This is a genomic window from Gilliamella sp. B3127 (assembly GCF_026536935.1).
In the GTDB taxonomy this organism is placed as follows: domain Bacteria; phylum Pseudomonadota; class Gammaproteobacteria; order Enterobacterales; family Orbaceae; genus Gilliamella; species Gilliamella apicola_E.
The window spans coordinates 530,712-554,995 of record NZ_JAFNNI010000002.1 but is presented as its reverse complement, the minus strand read 5'-3'; the positions used below and the strand labels follow the sequence as shown (position 1 = coordinate 554,995).

Below are 24,284 nucleotides of genomic sequence, written 5' to 3'. Positions count from 1 at the left end.
ACACAATTAATCTCCTTGAATCCATTTTACTAAAAATAGCAGCAAATTTATACAGTTTTAACTCTTGATATGAAAATTTGATTTTAATACCAAGGAATTGAAGCTGTTCAAACGTTTAATGATAAATATTACTTACTCATTTATTTGTTATAATCATAAAATAAATAAGCCAAATATAAATGGTTCTGGTATCATATTTGCATAAAAATAATATTCTGATTAAAAACGATATGAAAATTCTTTACGGAGTTCAAGGAACAGGAAATGGCCACATCAGTCGTAGTAGAACTTTAGCGAAAGCTTTAAAAAAGGCTGGTGCTGATGTTGATTACATTTTCAGTGGTCGTGATCCTAAAGATTATTTTGATATGCAGGCCTTTGGCGATTATCGAACATTTAGTGGTCTATCTTTTGCAACACTTAATGGAAAAATTAATTATCGAAAAACTATCCAAAAAATTCGTGCCTTTAGATTAATTAAAGATGTTCGTGATCTCGATTTATCAAAATATGATTGCATTATTAGTGATTTTGAGCCAGTAAGTGCATGGGCTGCACATTATCAAAATCGAGAATGTTTAGGTATTAGTAACCAATCTATTTGCCATTATCTTAAGCCAAAAGAGTACGGCATGATAGCTAACGTAATTATGAAGTATTATGCGCCAGTTACTAAACCAATTGGTTTACATTGGTTTCATTTTGGTCATAAACTAATTCCACCAATGATTGATTCATTTGAAACTGTACCAACTGAAGATGGTAAAATTGTTGTGTATTTACCTTTTGAAGATTTAAATGAAATTGCAGAATTAGTTACTCAATTTCCACAATATCAATTTTGTTGTTTCCATCCCGATGTAAAACAAGTTACAGAGCGTAAGAATTTATTATTACAACCGTTAAGCCGAGATAATTTTACGCAAGCTTTGCTTAGTTGTTCTGGGATTATTTCAAATACTGGATTTGCATTAATATCTGAAGCGTTATCTTTAGGGAAGAAGATTCTAACTAAGCCAGTAGCTGGTCAATTTGAACAAGTTTATAATGCTCAATGTTTGCAATCTTTGGATATGGCAACTGTGATGGAAAATCTAAATAGCATGAAGCTTAAATATTGGGTTAGCTTGCCTTCTCCGAAACCTGTTGTTTATCCTGATGTGGCGACCGAGTTAGCTAATTGGATTGTTTCAGGTCAAAAAGAATCATTACTATCTTTAAGTCAAAGACTTTGGCAGCAGACTATATTCCCTGACAATGTGAATGAGCGTATAAAATCCTTAGGGTATGTGTAAAGGAACTAATATGATATTAAGTATTATTGTTGCCATGGCGGATAATCAAGTTATTGGGTTAAATAATCAAATGCCGTGGCATATGCCAGCAGATTTAGCATGGTTTAAAAAAAACACATTAAATAAGCCAGTTATTATGGGGCGAAAAACGTTTGAGTCTATTGGTAGACCATTGCCTAATCGCCATAACATTGTAATTAGTCGTCAAGCTGATAACAAAGCTTCAATAAACTCTAATGTTAGCTGGGTTCAATCGGTTGATGAAGCAATATCGTTGCTCAATGAACAGTCGGTTGAAGAGGCATTTTTTATAGGTGGGGGTAATATATATAGTCAGGTATTACCTTTAGTTAATCGTCTTTACTTAACTCATATTGATGCTCAATTACAAGGTGATACTTATTTTCCGGATTATTCTCAAATAGTATGGCGACAAATTCACTCAGAACAACATAAAGCTGATGAAAAAAATCAATATGATTATCAATTTGAGATTCTAGAAAAAACGAATCAATCAAAATAAATGAGTTGCCACCTAGAATTAGTGGCAACTTAATCAATAGCTACCCTTGAAACCGTTTTGCCTCAATTACATCTGGAAGCTGTTTAATTTTGTTTAATACTCTTTCTAGTGAATCTTGATCAAAAATTTGCATATCCATATCAATAGTCGCAATTTGTTGTTTCATTTCAATTCGGCTTGAGACACCTAAAACATTTACTTTCTCGTTAGCCAATATAGTGGTGATATCTCGCAATAAACCACTCCTGTCGTTAGCTATGATTCTAACAACCATTGTATAACTTGAATTGTGATTGCCACTCCATATAGCGCTAGTAATGCGCTCTGGAGCATGATTTTTTAACTCTTGTAATTGTTCACAGTCAGCTCGATGAATAGAAATACCTCGTCCTTGTGTTACAAAGCCAACAATCGGATCGCCAGGAATAGGTCGACAGCAATTCGCAATGGTGTAAAGTAAATTGTCGACACCTTCAATAATAATTTCACCACCTTTTATAGCGGTCGATTTTCCTGTATTTTTAGCTTGAGATGTTGATTTTTGGGTAATTTGTTTTAGAACAGCTTCATCTTCTTCTTCTGCTGTCGGTTTATTAAATTGGGCATTAATGAAGTTAACTAGTTGATTAATCCTAACATCACCACTACCTATCCCAGCAAGTACCTCATCAAAAGAGTGGGCATTGTATTTACTAATAAGAATTTTTTCGACACTTTTTAAGCTAATATTTAATGGCTCTAGCTCGTTTTCTAAAATTTGTTGTCCGGCAGCAATATTTTTATCTCTATCTTGCTTTTTGAACCAAGCTTGTATTTTTGCTCGAGCGCGACTGCTATTAACAAATCCCGTATTAGGATTTAACCAGTCACGACTTGGATTTGGTTGTTTCTGAGTAATAATTTCAACTTGATCGCCAGTTTTCAAAATATAAGTGAACGGAACTATACGACCACCCACTTTGGCGCCAATACAACGATGTCCAACATCACTATGAATATGATATGCAAAATCTAAAGGGGTTGAACCAGTTGGTAAATCGACTACATCACCTTTAGGCGTAAATACATAAACCCGGTCATCAAAAATTTGGCTACGGACGGTTTCTTGAATTTCGCCACTTTCGGACATTTCTTGTTGCCATGTTAATAACTTACGCAACCAAGAAATTCGTTGATCGTAAGCTGTCATCTTATCCGTACTGCCTTCTTTATATTTCCAGTGTGCGGCTACACCTAATTCAGCATCGTTGTGCATTTGTTCAGTACGGATTTGAATTTCAATAGTTTTATCTTGTGGACCATAAACAACCGTATGGATCGATTGATAACCATTGGGTTTGGGGTTAGCAACATAGTCATCAAATTCTTTAGCTATATGTTTATAATGGCTATGCACAATACCTAATGCATTGTAGCAATCTTCAATTCGGTCACAAATTATACGCACAGCTCGAATATCATATAATTCTTCAAATTGTAGATGTTTGCGTTCCATTTTTCGCCATATACTATAGATATGTTTTGGACGACCGTAAACTTCAGCACGAATATGATCTTTATTCATCATATCCTGTAAATTCTTAACAAATTGATTAATGTATGATTCACGATCCAATCGTTTTTCATGTAACTTATGAGCAATGAAACGATATTGATCTGGATGTAAATAACGGAAACAAAAATCTTCAAGTTCCCATTTTAATTGCCCAATTCCTAATCGATTGGCTAGAGGAGCATAGATATTAAAGCACTCTTTAGCTGCGAGGACTTGATCTTCTTTTGGGGCATTCATTAGATTACGTAAATAAGTAATACGCTCTGCTAATTTTATTACCACACTACGGAAATCATTTACCATAGCCAATAACATACGACGAATACTGTCAATTTGCTCAGTAGTTGCATGTCCATTACGGATGGCTCGTAGTTGCCTGATATCCTTCATTTTGATAACACTGGAAAGGATGTGAATAATGTCGCGATCGAAATTTTCAGGCAGATCTTCACGGCGGATAATTTTAGTATCAAGGAATGGCAGTAAAAGGGCTGTACATAAACTGTTAATGTCCATGTTCAAGGTTGATAAAATCTCAACCATCTCAATTGCATTTTGGAAGCAGTAGGTTTGTTCAGGCGCACCAGCACTGTGTTCAAAACAAAAATCCCAGATATCCTTAAACTTTTGATAGGATTCAAAATTGGTTAATAAAAGTTCATGTTTAGCCCATTGTTCAACATCAAACTGTGTTAGAGTATAATGCTCGTCATTTTGTTGATGGGCGCCTCTAATTGATACCATAATTATTACCCTGATCTGGTTAACATCAACATTGATTCAATATGCTTAGTTTGTGGAAACATATCCAAAATAGCAATCTTTGCAATATTGTATCCTTCCTCAATAAAGAGTTTGCAGTCCCTAGCTAATGTAGCAGGATTACATGAAATATAAACTATTTTTGATGGTGATAATTTAACAATTTCTGCTGTAGCATTATAAGCGCCTGCTCTTGCAGGATCTAATAATACTTTGTCAAATACTGTTTGATTCCATATCGAAAATTGTTGTTTATCTTCTAAATTACAGGTAAAAAATTGGGTTTTAGCCTGAATTTTATTTTGATTTAAGTTGGCATTAAGTTTAGCTTTTTCGACTAATTCCTCTACGCCTTCAACACCGGTAATAGATTGGCAATATTTTGCTATAGGTAATGAAAAGTTGCCCATGCCGCAAAATAGGTCAAGTATTTTGTCATTTGATGATATATCTAACCATTCAAGTGCTTTATTTACCATCTTTTGATTAATCTGGTTATTTACCTGAATAAAATCGAGTGGGCTAAAGCTTAGTTTTAATTGATCGATAAGGTAGTAATGTTCTTTATTGCCAAAAACATGAACCAGATTATCACCATGTAAATAGAGTGATATGTTATGAATTTCAGCAAACTGTTTTAATAAATGACTATCTTGCTCAGTCAATAGCTCAGTATGCCTTAACACTATAATTATTCCGCTATCAACTGCAATTAATTCAATATGGCCAAGTGCTTTTTTCTGTTTGATTTGTCTTAAGCAAGATTGTAATGGAATGAGTAAATCATCTAGCTGTTCAACTAATACTGGGCAGTGGTCAATATTTATAATTTTGTTCGATTCGGATTGCCTGAAACCAATAAGTAATTCACCTTTGAAGAAATTAATTGATAACCGAGCACGTCTACGATAATGATAGGGTTGATCAGCAATGATATTAGGAGCATCATCTTCCAACAAAGCCCCAGTTTCTTTTTGTATTAGCTTAATTAGTGCTTCATATTTTGCTTGTTGTTGTAGATCTGGCGAAATATGTTGTAATTCACAGCCACCGCATTGGGTAAAATACTTACATTGTGGTTTAACCCGATATTGACTGTAATTATGGTACTTTATTACTTTGGCTTTAGCGTAATTTTTTTTATCTTCGGTTAATTGAATATCGACGGTCTCGTCCGGCAAGGTTGATTTGATAAAGATTGTTTTACCTTTATGATTTGCTACCCCTTGTCCAAAGGCATCTAATTTTGTAACTGTAACTGTCAGTTTTTGAGAGGGTAGTTTTTTTTTCGGAGGAGTATAAAAATTGACCATATTAATAAATCGATATTATGTTAACCGTTTCAATAACTCTGTTTTAACATGCAAGGGTACTAAATTGGATATATCACCACCATGGTAAGCAACGTCTTTAACGATGGTAGATGAAATAAATCCCATTGCAATTGAAGGCATTAAAAAGATGGTGTCTAAATCTGGTTTTAATGCTCGATTCATTTCTGCGAGTTGTCTTTCATATTCAAAATCAAGAGTTGTTCTCACACCTCTAACAATAACTGTTGCTCCGTGTTTCTGGGCAAAGTCAGCCATAAGATTATCAAAGCCAATCACTTCAACATTCAGTAAATGTTCCACTGGTGTTGAGGCTAAGTTAACTCTTTCCTCTAAAGTAAATAGCGTTTTTTTATTAGGGCTTTCCGCTATTGCGACAATCAAACGAGGAAAAAGTTGGGATGCACGGGTAATCAGATCAATGTGACCATTAGTAATTGGATCGAATGTTCCCGGAAAAATAGCCGTGAGATTTTTACTTTTCATTTATCTTATCCATTAGCGAATAGGAGAATATGATACCTAATTTTGACTTGGATTGTTAGTTTAACCGTACAAAATCTTCGTTTTTTATGTTCAAAAACCCCGTTCCTCAACTTTTTTTATTATCATAAATCTATTTGAGGTATGGTTAAACTTGTAGAATTTTTATTATTGATGAAATTATTTATTTTTCATCAATAATAAAAAGAGAAATTTATCAGCTTATAAAAAACTGATAGGTAATTTGGTGATGGTAAGTTTGTCCCGGTTCTAAGAAGCAGCTTGGTTGTGGCCATGTCAGATGATGAGGGCTATCGGGTAAAAACTGTGCTTCTAATGCTACTCCTGCAAAATTAGCATATTTACCATTGTGACGATTTGGTGTGTTGGCTAAAAAGTTACCAGTATAGACTTGTAGGGCAGGATAAGACGTTGTTACGTCCATTGTCACTTTTTTGTCTGATGATACAAGTTGAGCTGCAACTGGTTTTGATTTATCTAATAAGTAAGCGTGGTCATAACCGCCTGTAATTTTTCGTGCTGGGCTAGTTAGCAAATTATCGGATAGAACTCGTAACTGTCTTAAATCCATATCGTCTTGAGTAACATCAAGCAAATCATTGCATGGAATACCATTGGCATCGACAGGTAAGTAATAGTTAGCATTTACTTTTAAACTGTGTGCAAGTATATCATTAGTTTCACCATCTAAATTAAAATAGGCATGGTTAGTTAAGTTAACTGGCGTACACTTGGTTGTGCTCGCATTATATTCGACGATGACTTGATTATCGTCAGTTAATGTATAACTAGCGGTAACTTTAAGTTCGCCAGGAAAGCCTTGGTCACCATCTGGAGAAATTAATCCAAATGTAACTTGTTGTTCCGATTGTGATTCAATTTTCCATATTTTTTTATCAAAGCCTGATTTGCCACCATGTAACTGATTAACGCCTTGATTGGCAATAAGCTGATAATGTTTTCCTGCTATATCTATTTCAGCATTTGCAATGCGATTGGCATATCGTCCAACAGTAGCGCCTAAATATGCATCTTGTTGTTCGTATTGTTCGAATGATTGGCAACCAAGTATTAGTTCTCGGTTTTCTCCTTCAACTTGCATGGTACAAGAAAGCCAAGTTGCGCCCCAATTGGACAATTTAATTTTCATGCCTTGGCTATTTTTAAGGGTGATAATTTGTTTTACAGACATAATTTATGAGCCCCTTCACTTGGCTGACAGATATAAAAATCTTCCTTAATATTAAATTTCTTATGATAGTTTTGGTTAACCACATCTTTTACCTCATCAACTTTGTTCTTAGGAACTAAGGCAACAACACAACCACCAAAACCACCACCCGTCATCCGTACACCACCTTCATTTCCAATAACGTCTTGTATAATTTTAACCAGGTAGTCTATTGCAGGTACTGTGATTTCAAAATCATCGCGCATCGAATTGTGGCTTTCAGCCATTAATTTTGAGAGTAATGGATAATCTTCATTAGCAAGCGCATAAGCGGCTTTAAGTGTACGTTCATTTTCGGTAATGACATGATGAGCACGTTTAAATACTAGCGGATCGAGTGAGGATTTGATCTGTAGTAAATCAACCAATGATGCATCACGAAGGGCATTTACACCTAGCGCTTTGGCTGCGGCTTCGCATTGCTTACGACGAGTATTATATTCGCTATCAACTAATCCACGTTTAATGTTGGAATTAATGATTACAACTGCTAGATCTTTGGGGATAGAAATAGGTAATGCTTCTAATGATCGGCAATCAATTAATAAAGCATGTTGTGCTTGGCCAAGCGCGGATATTAATTGATCCATTATGCCACAGTTGCACCCAACATATTTGTTTTCTGCCTCTTGACCGATTAAGGCTATTTTTTTGCCATCAAAAGGTAGATCGTAAAGCACCTGAAACATTTTACCAATTGCAACTTCAAGTGAAGCTGATGAACTTAATCCTGCACCTTGTGGCACGTTACCACTGATAGCTAAATCAACACCTCTAATATCTTCTGAATATTTTACGATATATTGAATTACACCTCGGACATAATTCGCCCATTGGTAATTTGGATGTTTTTCAATTGAAGGATTAAGTAAAAATTGATCCTGTTCATTATTATAATCAACCGCTATTACCCTAACTAAGTTGTCAGAACGTTTGTGACAGCTAATTACAGTTTCATAATTGATGGCACAAGGTAATACAAAACCATCATTGTAATCTGTGTGCTCGCCTATCAAGTTTACTCTGCCCGGTGCTTGTACAATGGTATCGGGTTTATAACCAAATTGATCCTCAAATGCTTGCGCGGTTTTATTGATTAATGCTTTCATTTATTTATCCTTCTTATCTTTATAATGCACATCACTAACGTTGCGCAGTCTTTCGGCTGCTTGCTCTGGCGTTAAATCTCTTTGCACTTCAGCTAACATTTCATAACCTACCATGAATTTTTTTACGGTAGCTGAACGTAATAGCGGAGGATAAAAATGGGCGTGTACTTGCCAATAATCAGTATTTCCTTCCACAAACGGTGCACCATGCCATCCCATAGAGTAGGGGAAAGAGCAATTGAATAAATTATCATAATGACAGGTCAGTTTTTTTAATGCTAAGGCCAAATCTTTTTGCTCAGATTGGTTAAGCATTGTTAATCTAGCAATATGTTTCTTTGGCAATAGTAGGGTTTCAAATGGCCAAATAGCCCAAAAAGGAACGACTGCTAACCAATGTTCTGTTTCTACCACAATGCGTTCTTTATTGGTCAACTCTTTTTCTACATAGTCTACTAATAAATTTCGTCCATTTTTTTGAAAATAGTTGCGCATATTGAGATCTTCTCGCGCTATTTCATTAGGGATAAAACTATTAGCCCAAACTTGTCCGTGCGGATGAGGGTTTGAACAGCCCATTGCTGCCCCTTTGTTTTCAAAAACTTGTACCCAAGGGTACTTTTTTCCTAGCTCTTGTTGCTGGGTGATCCAAGTTTTTATCACCATTTCAATTGCAGGTAAATCAAGTTCAGGTAGAGTTTTACTGTGATCTGGTGAAAAACAGATAACTCGGCTTGTTCCTCTGGCACTTTGGATTTGAAATAGAGGATCGTTACTATCGGGTGAATTAGGCGTATCTTCCATTAATGCAGCAAAATCATTCGTGAAAACGTACGTTCCAGTGTAGTTAGGATTTATATCGCCAGTGACACGTTTATTGCCCGGACATAAATAACAATTAGGATCATAATGGGGTTTCTGTTCTTCATTTAAGGTTTCTTGTTGACCTTGCCAAGGGCGTTTTGCTCTGTGGGGCGAAACTAACACCCATTGTGCGGTCAATGGGTTATATCGGCGATGAGGATGATCAACTGGGTTAAAAATATCCATATTTGCCTCTTTAATTATAGTTTTACTGCAATTTTGATGTAAACATTTCTCTAATCAGGATAACCTTGCGGATTCTTTGATTGCCAATTCCATGAATCTTTTACCATATCATCAAGGGTTAACTTTGTTTTCCAACCTAATTGTTGTTCAGCTTTTTTCGCGTCAGCCCAAAATGCAGGTAGATCACCGGCTCGCCTTGGTGCGAAATGCCAATTAAGTGATTTTCCTGATGCCTTTTCAAAGGCTTTTATCACTTGCAGTACACTGAAGCCTACACCAGAACCTAAATTATAGATATGAACTCCAGCTTTATTTCTATCAGTTTTAAGTGCTGCAATATGACCATCTGCTAAATCCACAACGTGAATAAAGTCACGCACACATGTGCCATCAACTGTTGGGTAATCATTACCAAATACTGATAGCGATTCTCGTTTGCCTATTGCAACTTGGGTAATGAAAGGCATCAGATTATTGGGCACGCCAAGCGGATCTTCTCCCATTAAACCGCTAGGATGAGCACCTACAGGATTGAAATATCGCAGTAAAGTTAAGGACCAATCAGGTTCAGCAATAGCTAAATCCATCATACATTGTTCAACCATAAGCTTACTTTTTCCATACGGGCTAGTTGGTAAACCTTGTGGTAATGTTTCGACGTAAGGAACTGGCGCTAGCTCACCATATACGGTAGCTGAAGAACTAAAGACTAATTGTTTAACGCCAGCATCACGCATTGCTTTCATTAAAACAATACTGCCATAAACATTATTTTCATAGTATTCAAGTGGTTTATATACTGATTCACCAACGGCTTTCAATCCTGCAAAATGAATAACAGCTTTAATATCGTGTTCTTTAAAAATTCTTGCAAGCAAATTTCCATCACAAACATCACCATGATAGAAATCGACTGATTTTCCTGTGATGGTTTTTATTCTTTCTAATACTGAGGCTTTACTATTAAATAAATTATCAATAATAATAGGAGTATAGCCAGCAAGAATTAATTGAACACAAGTGTGACTGCCTATATACCCACAACCACCTGTTACTAATATTTTCATTTTGATACCTTAATTTTTTGAATTGTTATTATTTAACTATTCTTCAATTTCAACGTTGCTTTTCTTTTTGAAAAGATCCAAAGGTCCACGCCCTGATAAGGTGAAAGCAGAAATAAGTGTAAAACTTAATGCAATTAAGCCAAGCACTAAATATGCCCCTTCAAATCCAATTTTAACATACATTAAACCAGCAAAGGTGGACATAAACATTATAGATAATTGTTTTGCAAAACAAAAAGCAATTAAGTAAACAGTTGCTGATAATCGAATTGGGAAATGTTTTGTAATATATTTAAATGCACCAACTAACAATAAAGGTGCTTCGAACATATGTAAGGTTTTTAAAATAATAACTTCAACTGCGCTACTAGCAAATGCTGAACCTGTAATACGAATTGACATAATTGCACCAGCAACGAGTAACGTATTTTTACTTCCGATTTTCATGACAATAATTGGAGCAAAAAACATTACAGTCGCATTTAAAAATTCACCCAGTGTTGTGACGTAGCCAAATGCTTCACGACCAACTTGTTCACTTGAGAAAAATGAGGTGAAGAAGTTAGCAAATTGCTGATCAAATACATCATAAGTACAAGCCACACCAATAATGTAGAGCATAAAATACCAAGTTTTAGGCATTTTAAGTAAATTAACCGCAAGTTTTAAATTAAATGGTTCAGGTTTATTTAGTCCCATTTGGTCTACAACATCTGTGGTTGCTGTTTTAGCTGGATCGGCTATTTTGACTAAAATAAGTAACACTAAGGCAAAGCCAGAACATAACCAAAAAACAGCATTAATATCCTTAGAAATCATGATTCCAACAAATGAAGCACAAATCGCCCAGCCGAAGCAACCAAACATACGGCAACGACCAAATTCAAATCCACTACGTCTACTGATTTTTTCAACCAATGCTTCAATTGCAGGAGCACCACCACTAAAGACCATACCAAGATATAAGCCGCCTGCAGTAGCCCCTAGAGTAACATTTAGTTTAAGTAAAGGACCTAATATAAATATAAAGAATGGTCCAAATAAAACTAAAAGGAAGGTGATAATCCAAAGAAGGTGTTTTCTTAAACCTAACTTATCGGATATCAACCCAAATAACGGCTGAAAGAATAGTGCAAATAATGAGATAAATGAGAAAACATATCCAGTATCCGCTTGATCTAAACCTATCATTTTTAACCAAACTGGGAAAAATGGAAAGTAAGCTCCCATAATGAAAAAATAGAGAAAAAAGTAGAGGCTAAATACCCAATAATTTTTGTTATGCATTGCAGATTTAATTTTCTGATTCATAGTGAATTTCCTTTGCTAAGCTTTAAATGATTACCTAATCATTCAGAAATCGTTTATGTAAGAAATAAACTAAAAGCTATAAATTGCTCAGGATAATAACATTAAAAAAATGCAAAAAAAGTGATCTAGTTAACATTTTGTGAAATCGATTACATTTTTATTAAATTATTTTGGGTAAGTTAAATAACATCCAAATAAGTTATATCAAAATTCAATATGTGCCTAATTGAAATAGTAATTCATAGTATTTTAAATAAGTTTTAGGTAATGAATTTTATACAATTAATAGATACTTATGAAAATTATTATCTATTTTGTGGTATCGATTACATTTTGGGGCGAAATTAAAATAACAATTTTAAATGTGTCTGATATTTATAGATTGCCTAATGATTTGAAACTTAAAGTCATATCGGCAATCTAATCTGAATTTTATTGAAACTCTTTTAGCCTATTTTCAAAATGTTGCCATGGGTAGAATCCATCACTGTTTTGTTCTGCATTAAGCAACTTAAGTTGATAATGTTGTGGTGGATTATTAATATCAATAGCTTCACCAGTAAATAGCTGATCAAAACTTTGGTAGACATATTCAGCTTTGAAGAAGTATTCACCTGATGGTAGATGGCGGTAACGTTGAAATATAACCATTCCGCCAATTGGTGTATTTTCAAATTGATTAGGCAGTTGATATTCAGCAAAATCCAAAGCACCGAGCAGTGCAGCAATAGTACTATCATGACCAACCAATAAATTGACTTTATGAGATTGACTGTGTATTAAATCATCTATCTTATTGATTAATAATTTACTAATACTTCGTGCAATCGTTTTAGAGTGAAAAACTAAGTTAATATAGTGGTTACGAATTTGTATTATTTGTTGCCATTGTTCTTGGCTGGTTATTCTTCCCCAAGCAATTTGTTCTTTAGGAAATGCAGAGTAATACTGTAATAAAAAAGCATCAACGGCACAAATTCCAATTGCTAATGGTCCATGTAATTCGGGTTCTTCATTTTTCACAAAATGAAGCTCATAAGGAATATCAGCAAAATCACATTTAAGTTCAGAATATAATTGCGAATTTTTATAATCTAATATATCCGACACGATTTGATAAGCCGGCGCTAAATTTTTGAAAATTGATGCTGCTTTGTCTGCATCATTAATATCTTTTAAGACTTTTTGTTTAATTTCTGGGGAGTCATCTTGTACACTTGGATCAAAAATAGGATCCATTTTTTCGATGGTATATTTGTGATGAACAGGTATGTCATAACCAGCATAAGCACCGCCAACTAAGAATTGAGCCGTAGCTACTGTTCTTTGAAGGCTATTTGCATAAACATATATATCAGGATTCTCTGGTGAGAGCTTAATATTTCGTTGCTCTAGCCATTGTGATAGATAATGTCCAAAAAACGTTTCTAAAACGGCGCCTCGTGTTGTTAGATAACCATAAGCATGATCCCAAATTGGCCATTTAAAAGGGCTTGATTTTTCTAAGAACGCTATCGTGTTTTCTAATGGAGTACGTATGCCATGGCGACTTAGTATAACGACTTTGTCTAACTGATATTGAGTGTTGTTCATTTAGTTATCCATCCTTGTTCATGCAAATAAGTTAAAATGAAATCTCTTTGCCCTTTGATAATTGTTTCAGCAATTTTATCACTCCAACCACTTGCTTTTTGATTTGTCTGTCGATGACTATAGTATTCACTCATTTGAGTATCGTATTTTTCTAATAGTTGATCATCTATTGGTTGATAGTAATTTTCAAAAAACACTAATTCTTTCGGTAATCTTGGTTTTATTTCTGGATTTTGATCAGGATGACCGATACAAAGCCCAAATAAAGGAAGGACATATTTAGGTAATGCTAGTAATTCGGTAACTTTCGAAATATTATTGCGTAATCCACCAATGAAAACTGTCCCTAAACCTAATGACTGTGCTGCAATAACGGCGTTTTGCGCCATAAGTGCCGTATCGATACAGCCAACTAAAAGCTGCTCAGCTTTTTCAAGTGGAATAGTTGAATCAATTTGAAAGTGGCGATTAAAATCGGCACAGAATACCCAAAATTCAGGAGCTTGATTAATATAACTTTGCTCTCCTGAATAATGTGCTAGCTTTGAACGATTATCGCTGTCTGCAATTCGGATAATTGTGGTGCATTGTAGAAAATTAGAGCTCGGAGCCGATTGTGCCGCTTGAAAAATTGATTCCAACTGTTCATTAGTCAGTGGTGTTGATTTATAAGACCGAATTGAGCTGCGCTGACAAATTAAATCGATTGTCTCATTTTGCATATTGGCTCCTAGGCACCATTATTTTTTTATAAATTGCAAATCCCAAACACCATGCCCTAGATTTTGCCCACGTTTTTCAAACTTGGTAATAGGTCTGTCATCAGGTCTCGGGATATAGTCATTTGATGTAGATAAATTTTTAAACCCATCAGCTTGACTTAATACTTCAAGCATATGCTCAGCATAATGTTGCCAGTCAGTAGCTAAATGTAATACTCCATTAACTTTTAATTTTTCATGAATTAATTTAACAAATTCAGGTTGAATAATTCTGCGTTTATTGTGCCTTGCTTTATGCCAAGGGTCAGGGAAGAAAATTTGAACTTTATCTAATGATTCATTAGTTATCATATTTTCTAATACTTCAACTGCATCATGACACATTACTTTTAAATTGGTTAATTTATTTTCTTCGATTGCCATTAAGCAAGCGCCTACGCCTGGTCGATGGACTTCAATACCTATAAAATTTTTGTCTGGCGAGGATTTTGCCATCTCAATCAATGATGCACCCATACCGAAACCGATTTCTAGAACCAGCGGTTTGTCATTTTCGAAAGTGATTTGTGAGTGTGCATTATATTCAATGCCATATATAGGCCATAAATGAGTTAAAGCCTGTTGCTGCCCTTTAGTTAAGCGGCCTTGTCTCAATACAAAACTACGTATTGTTCGTTTAGATTCTGTCTCTTGATTATTCGTTTTTAATTGTTCACTCATTGTGTGTCTGCTGTTAGTATTAAATGATTTATCAAGGTAATTATTCACCTTTGTGGTACAGTATTTTAACCGATTTTTAATCTACTTCAAAAAAACATCATATTAACTTATATTTCTATATATTATTGTGATAGATATAAAATATTTGTAATAATTTTTTATAATGTAGTTGAGGATGATCTGTAAATGATTATATAATTATCACTCCGATTTAACCGATTACGTTTTATGTAATCATGATTACATGCTTGAGGATTTCTCGTGCCTGATATGAAGCTTTTTGCTGGTAACGCCACACCCGAACTAGCAAAACGTATAGCTAATCGTCTTTATACTTCTCTTGGTGATATTATTGTTAGCCGTTTTAGTGATGGTGAAGTCAATGTCCAAATTAATGAAAATGTCCGTGGTGAAGATGTTTTTATTATCCAATCAACTTGTGCGCCTACAAATGACAATTTAATGGAATTACTAGTAATGATTGATGCGATGCGTCGAGCATCTGCCGGTCGTATTACTGCTGTTATTCCTTATTTTGGTTATGCAAGACAAGATCGTCGAGTGCGTTCAGCCCGTGTGCCTATTACAGCTAAAGTTGTTGCAGACTTTTTATCAACTGTTGGTGTAGATAGGGTTTTAACGGTTGATCTTCATGCTGAACAAATTCAAGGCTTTTTTGATGTACCTGTTGATAACGTATTTGGTAGCCCTGTAATTTTAGAAGATATGTTACAACGTGATTTTGAACGCCCAATCGTGGTATCACCAGATATTGGTGGTGTTGTTCGTGCACGTGCAATTGCAAAACTTTTAAATGATACTGACATGGCCATTATTGATAAACGTCGTCAACGTGCAAATGAAGCAGAAGTGATGAATATTATTGGTGATGTAGCCGACAGAGATTGTATTTTAGTTGATGATATGATTGATACTGCCGGAACACTTTGTAAAGCGGCTGATGCATTGAAAGTTCGTGGTGCAAAACGTGTTTTCGCTTATGCAACTCACCCTATTTTCTCAGGAAAAGCGGTAAGTAACATTAAAGATTCTGCCATTGATGAAATTGTAGTTTGTGACACAATTCCATTAACAGCAGAAGTGAAAGCATTGAAAAATGTGCGCCAACTTACATTATCAGGTATGCTTGCTGAAGCAATTCGACGTATTAGTAACGAAGAATCAATTTCAGCAATGTTCCATCAATAATTTTTTTTCTGAATTAGATAAATGCCCCTTCTAGGGGCTTTTTTGCTAATAATAATTGACGACAGACTATTATGACAACAATTAAACTTATTGTAGGTTTAGCTAATCCAGGTAACGAATATGCTGCAACTCGCCATAATGCAGGAGCTTGGTATGTAGATCTTCTTGCTGAACGTTATAACCAACCGCTAAAAATTGATCCTAAATTTTTTGGATATAGCTCACGGATTAATATTCATGGTCATGATGTCCGTTTGTTAGTACCAACTACCTTTATGAATTTAAGTGGTAAAGCTGTTCAAGCAATGGCTTCTTTTTATCAAATTCAGCCCGATGAGATATTAGTTGCTCATGATGAGTTAGATCTCAATCCAGGTATTGCTAAATTAAAATTTGGTGGTAGTCATGGCGGTCATAATGGATTGAAAGATATTGCAAATAAACTTGGTAATAATTTGAATTTTTATCGGTTAAGAATTGGTATTGGACACCCTGGTGATAAGAATAAAGTAGTTGGTTATGTATTAAATAAACCATCTAAACCAGAACAAGATTTAATTGATAAAGCAATCGATGAATCAGTATATTGCACAGATATCTTACTGAAAGATGGAGTAGAAAGTGCAATGAATCGTTTGCATTCATTCAAAGCTTAAATTTGCTAAGATTAATATTTTCTGTATTCAACTAAATAAAAAAAAATCCACCTGATTAACAGGTGGATGACAAATCACGTATTCATTCCAGACTAAGAAAATAAGTGAGTAACGTTACCACCTTTTTCAGCAATTTTCTTCATAACTTCTTTAAACAACCATGTATTCATTGCTGCTGTATCGTCTGTACTACCGGTATAATTAAGTTCAGTTGCTAATTTTTTACGTGCATCTAAACTGTTATCAATACCTAATAATTTCAATAAATCAACAATTGATGTCTTCCAGTTAAGTTTTTCAGGAAATTTTTTAGCTAAATTATCTAAAATTGACATCACATCGATTTCAGAAATCGGATTTTTATTTTCTGATGTATTTTGTTGATTTTGGTCTGTATTACTATCTGTGTTGTTACTTGATGTTTTGTCTTTAACGGTGTCAGTGATTTTATCAACTTGCTCTTTCACTGCATCTTTTGCATGACCTACAGCGGCTTGTGCGCTTGGAAATATTTTAGAAAAAATATTATTTAAGATACCCATTTTACACCCCTTATGTTTAAACTGCTTATTGAAAAACTGCTTAACGATATAGATGTAGAAAATATCCTTTTCAGTATACCTGTTTGAAAGTAACACTGTCAAAAAGATATTTGCTGCTTTTATCTTTCAAAATTAGGCTACCAATTTTGGTCTCTATATCTATTTTTTTTAGCGATCTTTATTCGAACTTTTGTAAGTTAATCTATTGAATAAATTGTATAAATTTATTTTAAAGTAAATGATGTAATGATATTTTAAGGATTATTTATTATACCAATTACATATGAAATGTGATCAATGTCTCAAATTTAAACAAATTTGGCATACGATATAACAAATAAGTTGTAATATTTGGTTTACCAATATGTGGTGTGACATAAATTTTTTATGTTAGAAGTTTAAATTACAACTAGAGGTATATTATGAGTTCCATCTTTAAATCAGGGGGATATGTCCGTTGGGTGATGATCATTTTATTTGCAACGGGTGTTATCCTTAATTATGTTGATCGTAATGCACTAGGTATTATGGCTCAAGAGATTATACGTGATTTAAATATAACACCTAAAGAATACTCGTATATTACTGGTGCTTTTCAATTAGCTTATACCATTTTTCAACCTGTTGTAGGCTGGTTTATTGATGTAATCGGTTTACGAGTCGGCTTTGCGATAATGGTCATCATTTGGTCTATAATGTGCATACTTCATGCGGGTGCAGGCACATGGTTTCAATTAGCTATTTTACGTTTTTTTATGGGCGGTGCTGAATCTGTTGTTGCTCCAGCAAATGCTAAAGTCGTCAGTTTATGGTTTCCTAAAAAAGAACGCTCTATTGCTAATGGTTGGAGTATGGTTGGGTTTTCATTGGGTGCCATGATTGCACCTCCTCTTATTTATGCGATACATCAATTTGGTGGTTGGCAGCTAGCGTTCTTAATTCCAGGTTCTGTAGGGTTAATTTGGGCAGGAATATGGCTTTACTTTTTCAGTGAACCGTCGAAAAGCCGGTCTATTAGTGAGGCAGAAAGAAAATATATTTTATCCGATCAAGATGACACAGAGAGTCAACAAAACAAAAACATCTGGCAAGCGATTAAAAAAGTGATTTTGCAAAAAAAATTCTATGGTATTGCTATTCCAGCTTTTCTAGCTGAACCAGCTTGGGCTGCAGTGAATTTTTGGGTTCCTTACTATTTATTAACTGAACGCGGTATGCAATTAAAAGAGATGGCAATGTTTGTTTGGATTCCTTTCCTTGCTGCCGATTTTGGTGGTTTATCCTCCGGTTATTTTTCCCGTATGCTCAATAAGCGTTTTAATTTATCTCGTTTGAATTCGGCTTGTATAACTTATCTTGGTGCTGCTTTTTTCATGTTATCCATGGCGTTTGCAAGTTTAACACAAAGTCCTTATGCGGCAATTGCTTTAATTGCTATAGGTGCATGGGGGCATCAGATGTTATCTGCCATGCTAACTATTCAAGTGATTGAAAACTTTGATGGCAAAGAAGTATCAACAGTAAATGGTTTGCGTGGTAGCTCGGCTTGGATTGCTAGTTTCTTATTTACGATTATTGTTGGTCAGTTTGTTGCAACAATTGGCTTTAAACCTTTTTTTATTACTATGGGCTTTTTAGATATTATTGGGGCAATTATTATGTGTTCACTGTTGTATCAGCGTAAGCAAAAGGATTAATACCAAAATTATTATATTAGTTATGCAATAAAGAAGTACATCCTAACATAAATGCAAAAGGGCGGTTGACGCTCTTTTTTATTTTTGGATATCAATAATAGTAAAAAAGCCCATTATCTGGGCTTTATTTTGATTGTGTTAACAACGGAGTTTTATTCAAAAAATGCACGTTTAATTGCGTATTCTACGCCGCGAATTTCGGCTAATCCTCTTAAACGACCAATGGCAGAATAACCCGGATTCGTTTTCTTTTTCAGATCATCTAACATTTGGTGACCATGATCAGGACGAACTGGTATTAAACGTTTGATTCCCGCTTTTTTACGTCGTTCTTCTTCAGCAATAAGCACTTTAATTACGCCATACATATCAACATCACCTGCTAAGTGATCACCTTCGTGGAAAGATAATGGATTATCTTCACGAACTGTTGCGCGCAAATGAATAAAGTGAACTCTATCAGCAAATTTTTCAGCCATTGTAACTAAATCATTATCGCTACGAACGCCATAAGAACCAGTACAGAAGCAGAATCCGTTATGAATGCTATCAACTGTTTCTTTTATCCACTGCATATCTTCAATAGTTGAAACAATGCGTGGTAAACCTAAAATAGGTCTAGGAGGATCATCAGGATGAACAGTCAAAACAACGCCAACTTCTTCTGCGACTGGAACGATAGCTTTCAAGAAATAAGCATAATTCTCACGTAATTTAGCTTTATCAATACCGTCATATGTTGCAAGATGCGCTCGAAATTGATCTAGTGAGTAACCTTCTTCGGCACCAGGTAACCCAGCGATAATATTTCCAACAAGTTTATCTTTATCGGCTTGCGTCATATTTTCAAAATATTTTTTTGCTGAAATCTGATCTTCTTGTGAATAATCTTTTTCGGCATTAGGTCGTTTTAAAATATGAATATCAAATGCAGCAAAAGCAATTTGATCGAAACGTAGAGCTCTTGAACCGTCTGATAATTCATAACCTAGATCGGTGCGAGTCCAGTCTAATACTGGCATAAAATTGTAACAAACAGTATCAATACCACAAGCGGCTAAATTACGAATTGATTGTTGATAATTGGCAATATGTTGTTCAACGTTGCCAGAATGGGTTTTAATTTCTTCGTGAACAGGAATACTTTCAACAACTGACCAAGTTAGACCTTTGTCTTCAATCATTTTTTTTCGTTTTTTAATTTCGTCGATTGTCCAGATTTCACCATTGGGAATATGATGTAAAGCTGTAACAATTCCTGTTGCCCCTGATTGTCTAATATCGTCCAATGATACAGGGTCGTTAGGTCCAAACCAACGCATTGTTTGTTCCATTTAAATTCTCCTCAAAGATACTTCATTTACAAAATTATTCTAAAATGAAGATCCATAAACAATGCATATTTGTTTCTATTGGTTAACGATAGTGACCGGTATAGAGTCAAATAAATAACCATCAAAATTTGGATCTTCACTGTCAGAAACAGTCATTAATGTTTGTTTAACATTTTCTAAGTGCTGCCACATAGCATGGCGTGCAGCCATTGCATCTTTCAACTGTAATGCCTGTAGAATTTTTTCATGATCATATAACCATTTTTTTCGATAACTATGATCGGTTATTCTACTTTGTAGTTGGTCCCACATTTTACTTGATGAACGTTTTGTCCATAGATCTTCTAATAACCGCTCAAGTATTGAGTTTTTTGTGGCTCGAGCTATTGCAATATGAAACATTTCATCAGCACTATAGTCATCAAGTACATCTTGTTCTAAAATTTGACGTTCTTGTTCTAATATAGCTCTTAACTCTACAATATCAGCTTTTACAATTTGTGAGGCAGCAAAAGCGGCAATATTACTTTCAATTAATTGTCTCGCTTGTAATAATTCAAAAGGGCCAAAATCCTCTTCTTCTATTTCCCTGTCTTTTTCAGACAAGAACTCGCTTGGTAAACCAATTACATAAACACCAGAGCCTTTTTTTACTTCAACTAATTTTTCAAGCTCTAACATAATTAATGCTTCTCGAACTACCGTTCTGCTGACATCAAAAGTTTCAGCAATATCTCTTTCTGGTGGTAGACGATCACCAATTTTAAAAGTTCCACTTTTTAATAACAATTTTAACTCATTACCAATTTCTTGATAGAGTCGATTGCCTTTTGGCATAATATATAATCCTCAGAATACTATTAAGTTTATTGAAGATAATTATACGCTAATTATTAAACTCCTCTAAGTTAATAATAAAAGAAATCCATTACCCCTATAAATTGGCTTACCAATATTGTTGGCCATTATAAAGATTTTAGCAAACATCCCTATAAAATAAACCAAAAAATGTGACGTAAATCACAAAAATTGAAAAATAAAGATGAAAATTTTATCAACAAATGAAAATATGTCTAACCAATAAATATTACAGTTAGTTAATTACGGTGTATAACATGTTGAATTTATTAGAAATACCACAATTAATCAAAAATAAACCTTTATACAATAGGGAGAAAATGACCGCTCGTATTGTACATATAGGTTTTGGTGCATTTCACAGAGCACATCAGGCACTATTTACAGATCGTTTATTGAATAAAGGTAATAGTGATTGGGCTATCTGCGAGGTAAATATTGTTGGTGGCGAAGAGTTAATCAATGATATTAGAAAACAAGATCATCTATATACAGTGCTTGAAAAAGGCGCGACATCTAAACAAGCCTATATTATTGGAAGTGTAAAAGAATCGTTATTAGCACCAAGAGACGGTATTGAAACAATTTTAGAAAAAATGGCTGATCCTATTGTCGAAATTGTTTCATTAACGGTAACTGAAAAAGGCTACTGTATGTTGCCTGGTGGGACTGGTTTGGATTTGAATAATGAATTAATCAAAGCAGATTTAGCTTCTCCAAGTAAACCTATGTCAGCGCCAGGGGTTATTGTTGAAGCTTTATATAGAAGAATGCAAAGAGGATTGAAATCGTTTACGGCTTTATCATGTGACAACATGCCAGAAAATGGTTTAGTTTTGAGGAAAGCTATTTTAGATTTAGCAAATGCACGCGATCTTGAGCTGGCTAAATGGATTGAAAATAATACAACTTTCCCTTGTACGATGGTTGACCGTATTGTTCCTGCTGCAACATCTGAAACCCTAGAAGAAATTCAAGATGTATTAGGTGGCATGTATGATCCGTGTGGTATTGCTTGTGAGCCATTTATTCAATGGGTTATTGAAGATAATTTTGTCACTTCACGACCTAATTGGAACGAAGCTGGTGCTGAATTTGTTGATAATGTAGTGCCATATGAAGAAATGAAACTTCGAATGCTAAATGGTAGCCATTCATTTTTAGCCTATTTAGGTTATTTAGCTGGTTATGAGCACATCAATGATTGTATGAATGACGAAAATTATAAAAAAGCGACTTTATCGTTAATGATGCGACAGCAAGCACCAACCTTAAATGTTCCACCGCACGTTAATTTACAACAATATGCTGAAAAACTTATTGAAAGATTTAGTAACCCATCCCTAAAACATAGAACATGGCAAATCGCTATGGATGGTACACAAAAACTACCGCAACGCATACTTGATTCTATCCGTTGGCATATTAAACATAATTCTGATTTTTCATTACTAGCTTTAGGGGTAGCTGGTTGGATGCGATATGTTGGTGGTATTGATGACCATAAACAAGTAATCGATATTCGCGATCCAATGGTTGATGAGTTGAAAAAACTTGTTGCTGAGAGTGATGAAGGGGTAGAAAGAGTTAGCTCGTTATTAAGTTTAGAAGCTGTTTTTGGATCAGATTTACCAGCCAATTCATTATTCAGAGAAAAAATAACAGAACATTATCTTTCTTTAATGAAAAAAGGTGCCAAACAGACTATTAAGGATTTAGCTATATAAATTGGAAAGAAAAACAATGAAAAAATTCTTAGATGATAACTTTTTGTTACAAACTGATGCGGCACAAAAGCTTTATTTTGATTACGCTGAAGATCAACCCATATACGATTATCATTGCCATTTACCACCAAAAGATATCGCTGAAAATAAAAATTTCCGTAATTTAGCTGAAATTTGGTTAGCTGGTGATCATTACAAATGGCGAGTGTTACGGACAGCGGGAATTGATGAAAAATATATCACAGGTGATGCATCTGACTATGAAAAATATCTTACTTGGGCAAAAGTTGTGCCTTTAACGCTTGGAAACCCGATTTACCATTGGACTCATCTAGAGTTAAAAAGACCATTTGGTATAAAAAATATTCTTCTTAACGAAAAAACAGCTGACAAAATTTGGTCTGAGGCTAATGATAAATTAGCGACTGCTGCATTTTCAACCAGAGGTATTTTGACACAAATGAATGTCAAAGCAGTAGGAACAACTGATGACCCTATTGATTCACTTGAATATCACAAACAAATCGCTTTAGATGCTTCATTTAAAACTAAAGTAAGACCAAGTTGGCGACCAGACAGAGTTTTTAAAATAGAACTAACAGGCTTTGTTGATTATATTGTTGAATTAGGAAAAGTAACTGATATTGAAATTAATAGTTTTGAAAAATTACTTTGTGCGTTAACCAAACGATTAGATCATTTTGAACAACATGGTTGTGAAGCTTCAGATCATGGCATAGAAATTCTTCGTTATGCTGATATTCCTTCAGAAAAACAGCTTGATCAAATAATAGCAAAACGTCTTGCTAATCAGTCCCTTTCTGAACTGGAAATTGCACAATTTAGTACAGCAGTACTTGTTTGGTTAGGTAAGCAATATCATAAACGTAATTGGGTTATGCAATTACATTTAGGAGCTTTGCGTAATAATAATCAACGAATGTTTAAAATACTTGGTCCTGATGCTGGGTTTGACTCGATTGGCGATAGACCAATCGCTGAACCACTTTCTTCATTATTAGGTATTTTGGACTTAACTGATGAACTGCCTAAAACTATTTTGTATTGTCTAAACCCTCGTGATAATGAGGTCTTAGCGACTATGGCTGGTAACTTTCAAGGTTCAAATATTGCAGGAAAAATTCAATTTGGTTCGGGATGGTGGTTTAACGATCAAAAAGATGGTATGCAGCGTCAATTGATACAGCTTTCACAAATGGGGTTATTAAGTCAATTTGTGGGAATGCTAACTGATTCTCGTAGTTTTTTATCCTTTACAAGGCATGAATATTTTAGGCGAATTTTGTGCAATATGATCGGTAGTTGGATGGAAAATGGTGAAATCCCTGCTGATTTTGATTTGGTTGGGAATATGGTTAGGGATATCTGTTTTGATAATGCTTATCGTTATTTTCAAACTAAAATCCATAAATAATATGCCAGTGTTATATACTCAAAGCTTTACTTGTTTGACTAACTGTGTTGTTG

The 24,284-nt window shown here is 34.6% G+C and carries 21 protein-coding genes; 7 read left to right on the top strand and 14 right to left on the bottom strand.

The features are described 5' to 3' along the window. Positions 1-230: 230 nt before the first annotated feature. Positions 231-1,295, top strand: a complete 1,065-nt coding sequence (locus tag J3U00_RS05585) for an MJ1255/VC2487 family glycosyltransferase (protein ID WP_267331824.1) — start codon at positions 231-233, stop codon at positions 1,293-1,295. Positions 1,296-1,305: 10 nt separating this feature from the next. Continuing rightward, a complete protein-coding gene (gene folA / locus J3U00_RS05580; RefSeq protein ID WP_416379879.1) occupies positions 1,306-1,818 on the top strand; it encodes a type 3 dihydrofolate reductase in 513 nt (170 codons plus the stop codon). A gap of 40 nt (positions 1,819-1,858) precedes the next feature. Here folA and relA read toward each other — a convergent pair whose 3' ends face one another. The 11 genes from relA to trmB all read right to left on the bottom strand — a co-directional run bounded on the left by relA (position 1,859) and on the right by trmB (position 14,773). Then, entirely contained in the window at positions 1,859-4,117 is a 2,259-nt protein-coding gene (gene relA / locus J3U00_RS05575) for a GTP diphosphokinase (RefSeq protein ID WP_065563647.1), read from the bottom strand. A 5-nt stretch (positions 4,118-4,122) separates the two neighbouring features. Next, a complete protein-coding gene (gene rlmD / locus J3U00_RS05570; RefSeq protein ID WP_267331823.1) occupies positions 4,123-5,448 on the bottom strand; it encodes a 23S rRNA (uracil(1939)-C(5))-methyltransferase RlmD in 1,326 nt (441 codons plus the stop codon). 15 nt (positions 5,449-5,463) lie between these two features. After that, positions 5,464-5,952 carry a pantetheine-phosphate adenylyltransferase gene (coaD, locus tag J3U00_RS05565; RefSeq protein ID WP_065563645.1) on the bottom strand — a complete coding sequence of 163 codons (489 nt, stop codon included), beginning with the start codon at positions 5,950-5,952 and terminating at the stop codon, positions 5,464-5,466. 214 nt (positions 5,953-6,166) lie between these two features. Beyond that, a complete protein-coding gene (galM, locus tag J3U00_RS05560; RefSeq protein WP_065734702.1) occupies positions 6,167-7,162 on the bottom strand; it encodes a galactose-1-epimerase in 996 nt (331 codons plus the stop codon). Next, the gene (galK, locus tag J3U00_RS05555; RefSeq protein ID WP_267331822.1) at positions 7,153-8,310 is read right to left on the bottom strand and encodes a galactokinase; all 1,158 of its coding nucleotides are present in this window, start codon (positions 8,308-8,310) and stop codon (positions 7,153-7,155) included. The genes galM and galK overlap by 10 nt, the downstream gene beginning before the upstream one ends. Further along, the gene (galT, locus tag J3U00_RS05550) at positions 8,311-9,360 is read right to left on the bottom strand and encodes a galactose-1-phosphate uridylyltransferase (protein WP_267331821.1); all 1,050 of its coding nucleotides are present in this window, start codon (positions 9,358-9,360) and stop codon (positions 8,311-8,313) included. It lies immediately after the preceding gene. Between the two features lie 50 nt (positions 9,361-9,410). Beyond that, a complete protein-coding gene (gene galE / locus J3U00_RS05545) occupies positions 9,411-10,427 on the bottom strand; it encodes a UDP-glucose 4-epimerase GalE (RefSeq protein ID WP_065563641.1) in 1,017 nt (338 codons plus the stop codon). A 36-nt stretch (positions 10,428-10,463) separates the two neighbouring features. Next, entirely contained in the window at positions 10,464-11,738 is a 1,275-nt protein-coding gene (locus tag J3U00_RS05540) for an MFS transporter (protein ID WP_256122109.1), read from the bottom strand. A gap of 432 nt (positions 11,739-12,170) precedes the next feature. Then, on the bottom strand, positions 12,171-13,331 hold the full coding sequence (locus tag J3U00_RS05535; RefSeq protein ID WP_267331820.1) for a histidine-type phosphatase: 1,161 nt from the start codon (positions 13,329-13,331) through the stop codon (positions 12,171-12,173). Further along, complete coding sequence (nfsA, locus tag J3U00_RS05530) at positions 13,328-14,053, bottom strand: oxygen-insensitive NADPH nitroreductase (protein ID WP_267331819.1); 726 nt, start codon at positions 14,051-14,053, stop codon at positions 13,328-13,330. Before nfsA ends, J3U00_RS05535 begins: the two co-directional genes overlap by 4 nt. An 18-nt stretch (positions 14,054-14,071) precedes the next feature. Beyond that, the gene (gene trmB / locus J3U00_RS05525) at positions 14,072-14,773 is read right to left on the bottom strand and encodes a tRNA (guanosine(46)-N7)-methyltransferase TrmB (protein WP_267331818.1); all 702 of its coding nucleotides are present in this window, start codon (positions 14,771-14,773) and stop codon (positions 14,072-14,074) included. Between the two features lie 261 nt (positions 14,774-15,034). Between trmB and J3U00_RS05520 the strand changes: the two genes are divergently transcribed. Both J3U00_RS05520 and pth read left to right on the top strand, forming a co-directional pair. After that, entirely contained in the window at positions 15,035-15,982 is a 948-nt protein-coding gene (locus J3U00_RS05520; protein ID WP_267331817.1) for a ribose-phosphate pyrophosphokinase, read from the top strand. Between the two features lie 71 nt (positions 15,983-16,053). After that, complete coding sequence (gene pth, locus J3U00_RS05515) at positions 16,054-16,638, top strand: aminoacyl-tRNA hydrolase (protein ID WP_065563637.1); 585 nt, start codon at positions 16,054-16,056, stop codon at positions 16,636-16,638. A gap of 92 nt (positions 16,639-16,730) precedes the next feature. On the opposite strand, the gene J3U00_RS05510 is transcribed toward pth, so the two are convergent. Further along, entirely contained in the window at positions 16,731-17,180 is a 450-nt protein-coding gene (locus tag J3U00_RS05510) for a DUF3597 domain-containing protein (protein ID WP_267331816.1), read from the bottom strand. A gap of 422 nt (positions 17,181-17,602) precedes the next feature. Between J3U00_RS05510 and J3U00_RS05505 the strand changes: the two genes are divergently transcribed. Next, entirely contained in the window at positions 17,603-18,877 is a 1,275-nt protein-coding gene (locus J3U00_RS05505; protein WP_267331815.1) for an MFS transporter, read from the top strand. A gap of 152 nt (positions 18,878-19,029) precedes the next feature. On the opposite strand, the gene uxuA is transcribed toward J3U00_RS05505, so the two are convergent. Then, entirely contained in the window at positions 19,030-20,211 is a 1,182-nt protein-coding gene (uxuA, locus tag J3U00_RS05500) for a mannonate dehydratase (RefSeq protein WP_267331814.1), read from the bottom strand. Positions 20,212-20,286: 75 nt separating this feature from the next. After that, positions 20,287-21,048, bottom strand: a complete 762-nt coding sequence (locus J3U00_RS05495; RefSeq protein ID WP_267331813.1) for a GntR family transcriptional regulator — start codon at positions 21,046-21,048, stop codon at positions 20,287-20,289. Positions 21,049-21,326: 278 nt separating this feature from the next. Between J3U00_RS05495 and J3U00_RS05490 the strand changes: the two genes are divergently transcribed. Further along, positions 21,327-22,796 (top strand): mannitol dehydrogenase family protein, encoded by a 1,470-nt coding sequence (locus J3U00_RS05490; RefSeq protein ID WP_267331812.1) that lies wholly within the window; start codon positions 21,327-21,329, stop codon positions 22,794-22,796. Positions 22,797-22,812: 16 nt separating this feature from the next. Then, positions 22,813-24,231, top strand: coding sequence for a glucuronate isomerase (gene uxaC, locus J3U00_RS05485; protein ID WP_267331811.1), 1,419 nt, complete (start codon positions 22,813-22,815; stop codon positions 24,229-24,231). The last annotated feature ends 53 nt before the right edge of the window (positions 24,232-24,284 follow it).

Bases quoted from the DNA above. Each gene is read 5' to 3' on its own strand.
- galK (WP_267331822.1), bottom strand. From the start codon at position 8,310: ATGAAAGCATTAATCAATAAAACCGCGCAAGCATTTGAGGATCAATTT.
- galE (WP_065563641.1), bottom strand. From the start codon at position 10,427: ATGAAAATATTAGTAACAGGTGGTTGTGGGTATATAGGCAGTCACACT.
- galT (WP_267331821.1), bottom strand. From the start codon at position 9,360: ATGGATATTTTTAACCCAGTTGATCATCCTCATCGCCGATATAACCCA.
- coaD (WP_065563645.1), bottom strand. From the start codon at position 5,952: ATGAAAAGTAAAAATCTCACGGCTATTTTTCCGGGAACATTCGATCCA.
- folA (WP_416379879.1), top strand. From the start codon at position 1,306: ATGATATTAAGTATTATTGTTGCCATGGCGGATAATCAAGTTATTGGG.
- galM (WP_065734702.1), bottom strand. From the start codon at position 7,162: ATGTCTGTAAAACAAATTATCACCCTTAAAAATAGCCAAGGCATGAAA.
- J3U00_RS05585 (WP_267331824.1), top strand. From the start codon at position 231: ATGAAAATTCTTTACGGAGTTCAAGGAACAGGAAATGGCCACATCAGT.
- J3U00_RS05490 (WP_267331812.1), top strand. From the start codon at position 21,327: ATGTTGAATTTATTAGAAATACCACAATTAATCAAAAATAAACCTTTA.
- uxuA (WP_267331814.1), bottom strand. From the start codon at position 20,211: ATGGAACAAACAATGCGTTGGTTTGGACCTAACGACCCTGTATCATTG.
- relA (WP_065563647.1), bottom strand. From the start codon at position 4,117: ATGGTATCAATTAGAGGCGCCCATCAACAAAATGACGAGCATTATACT.
- nfsA (WP_267331819.1), bottom strand. From the start codon at position 14,053: ATGCAAAATGAGACAATCGATTTAATTTGTCAGCGCAGCTCAATTCGG.
- J3U00_RS05510 (WP_267331816.1), bottom strand. From the start codon at position 17,180: ATGGGTATCTTAAATAATATTTTTTCTAAAATATTTCCAAGCGCACAA.
- pth (WP_065563637.1), top strand. From the start codon at position 16,054: ATGACAACAATTAAACTTATTGTAGGTTTAGCTAATCCAGGTAACGAA.
- uxaC (WP_267331811.1), top strand. From the start codon at position 22,813: ATGAAAAAATTCTTAGATGATAACTTTTTGTTACAAACTGATGCGGCA.
- J3U00_RS05505 (WP_267331815.1), top strand. From the start codon at position 17,603: ATGAGTTCCATCTTTAAATCAGGGGGATATGTCCGTTGGGTGATGATC.
- J3U00_RS05495 (WP_267331813.1), bottom strand. From the start codon at position 21,048: ATGCCAAAAGGCAATCGACTCTATCAAGAAATTGGTAATGAGTTAAAA.
- J3U00_RS05535 (WP_267331820.1), bottom strand. From the start codon at position 13,331: ATGAACAACACTCAATATCAGTTAGACAAAGTCGTTATACTAAGTCGC.
- trmB (WP_267331818.1), bottom strand. From the start codon at position 14,773: ATGAGTGAACAATTAAAAACGAATAATCAAGAGACAGAATCTAAACGA.
- rlmD (WP_267331823.1), bottom strand. From the start codon at position 5,448: ATGGTCAATTTTTATACTCCTCCGAAAAAAAAACTACCCTCTCAAAAA.
- J3U00_RS05540 (WP_256122109.1), bottom strand. From the start codon at position 11,738: ATGAATCAGAAAATTAAATCTGCAATGCATAACAAAAATTATTGGGTA.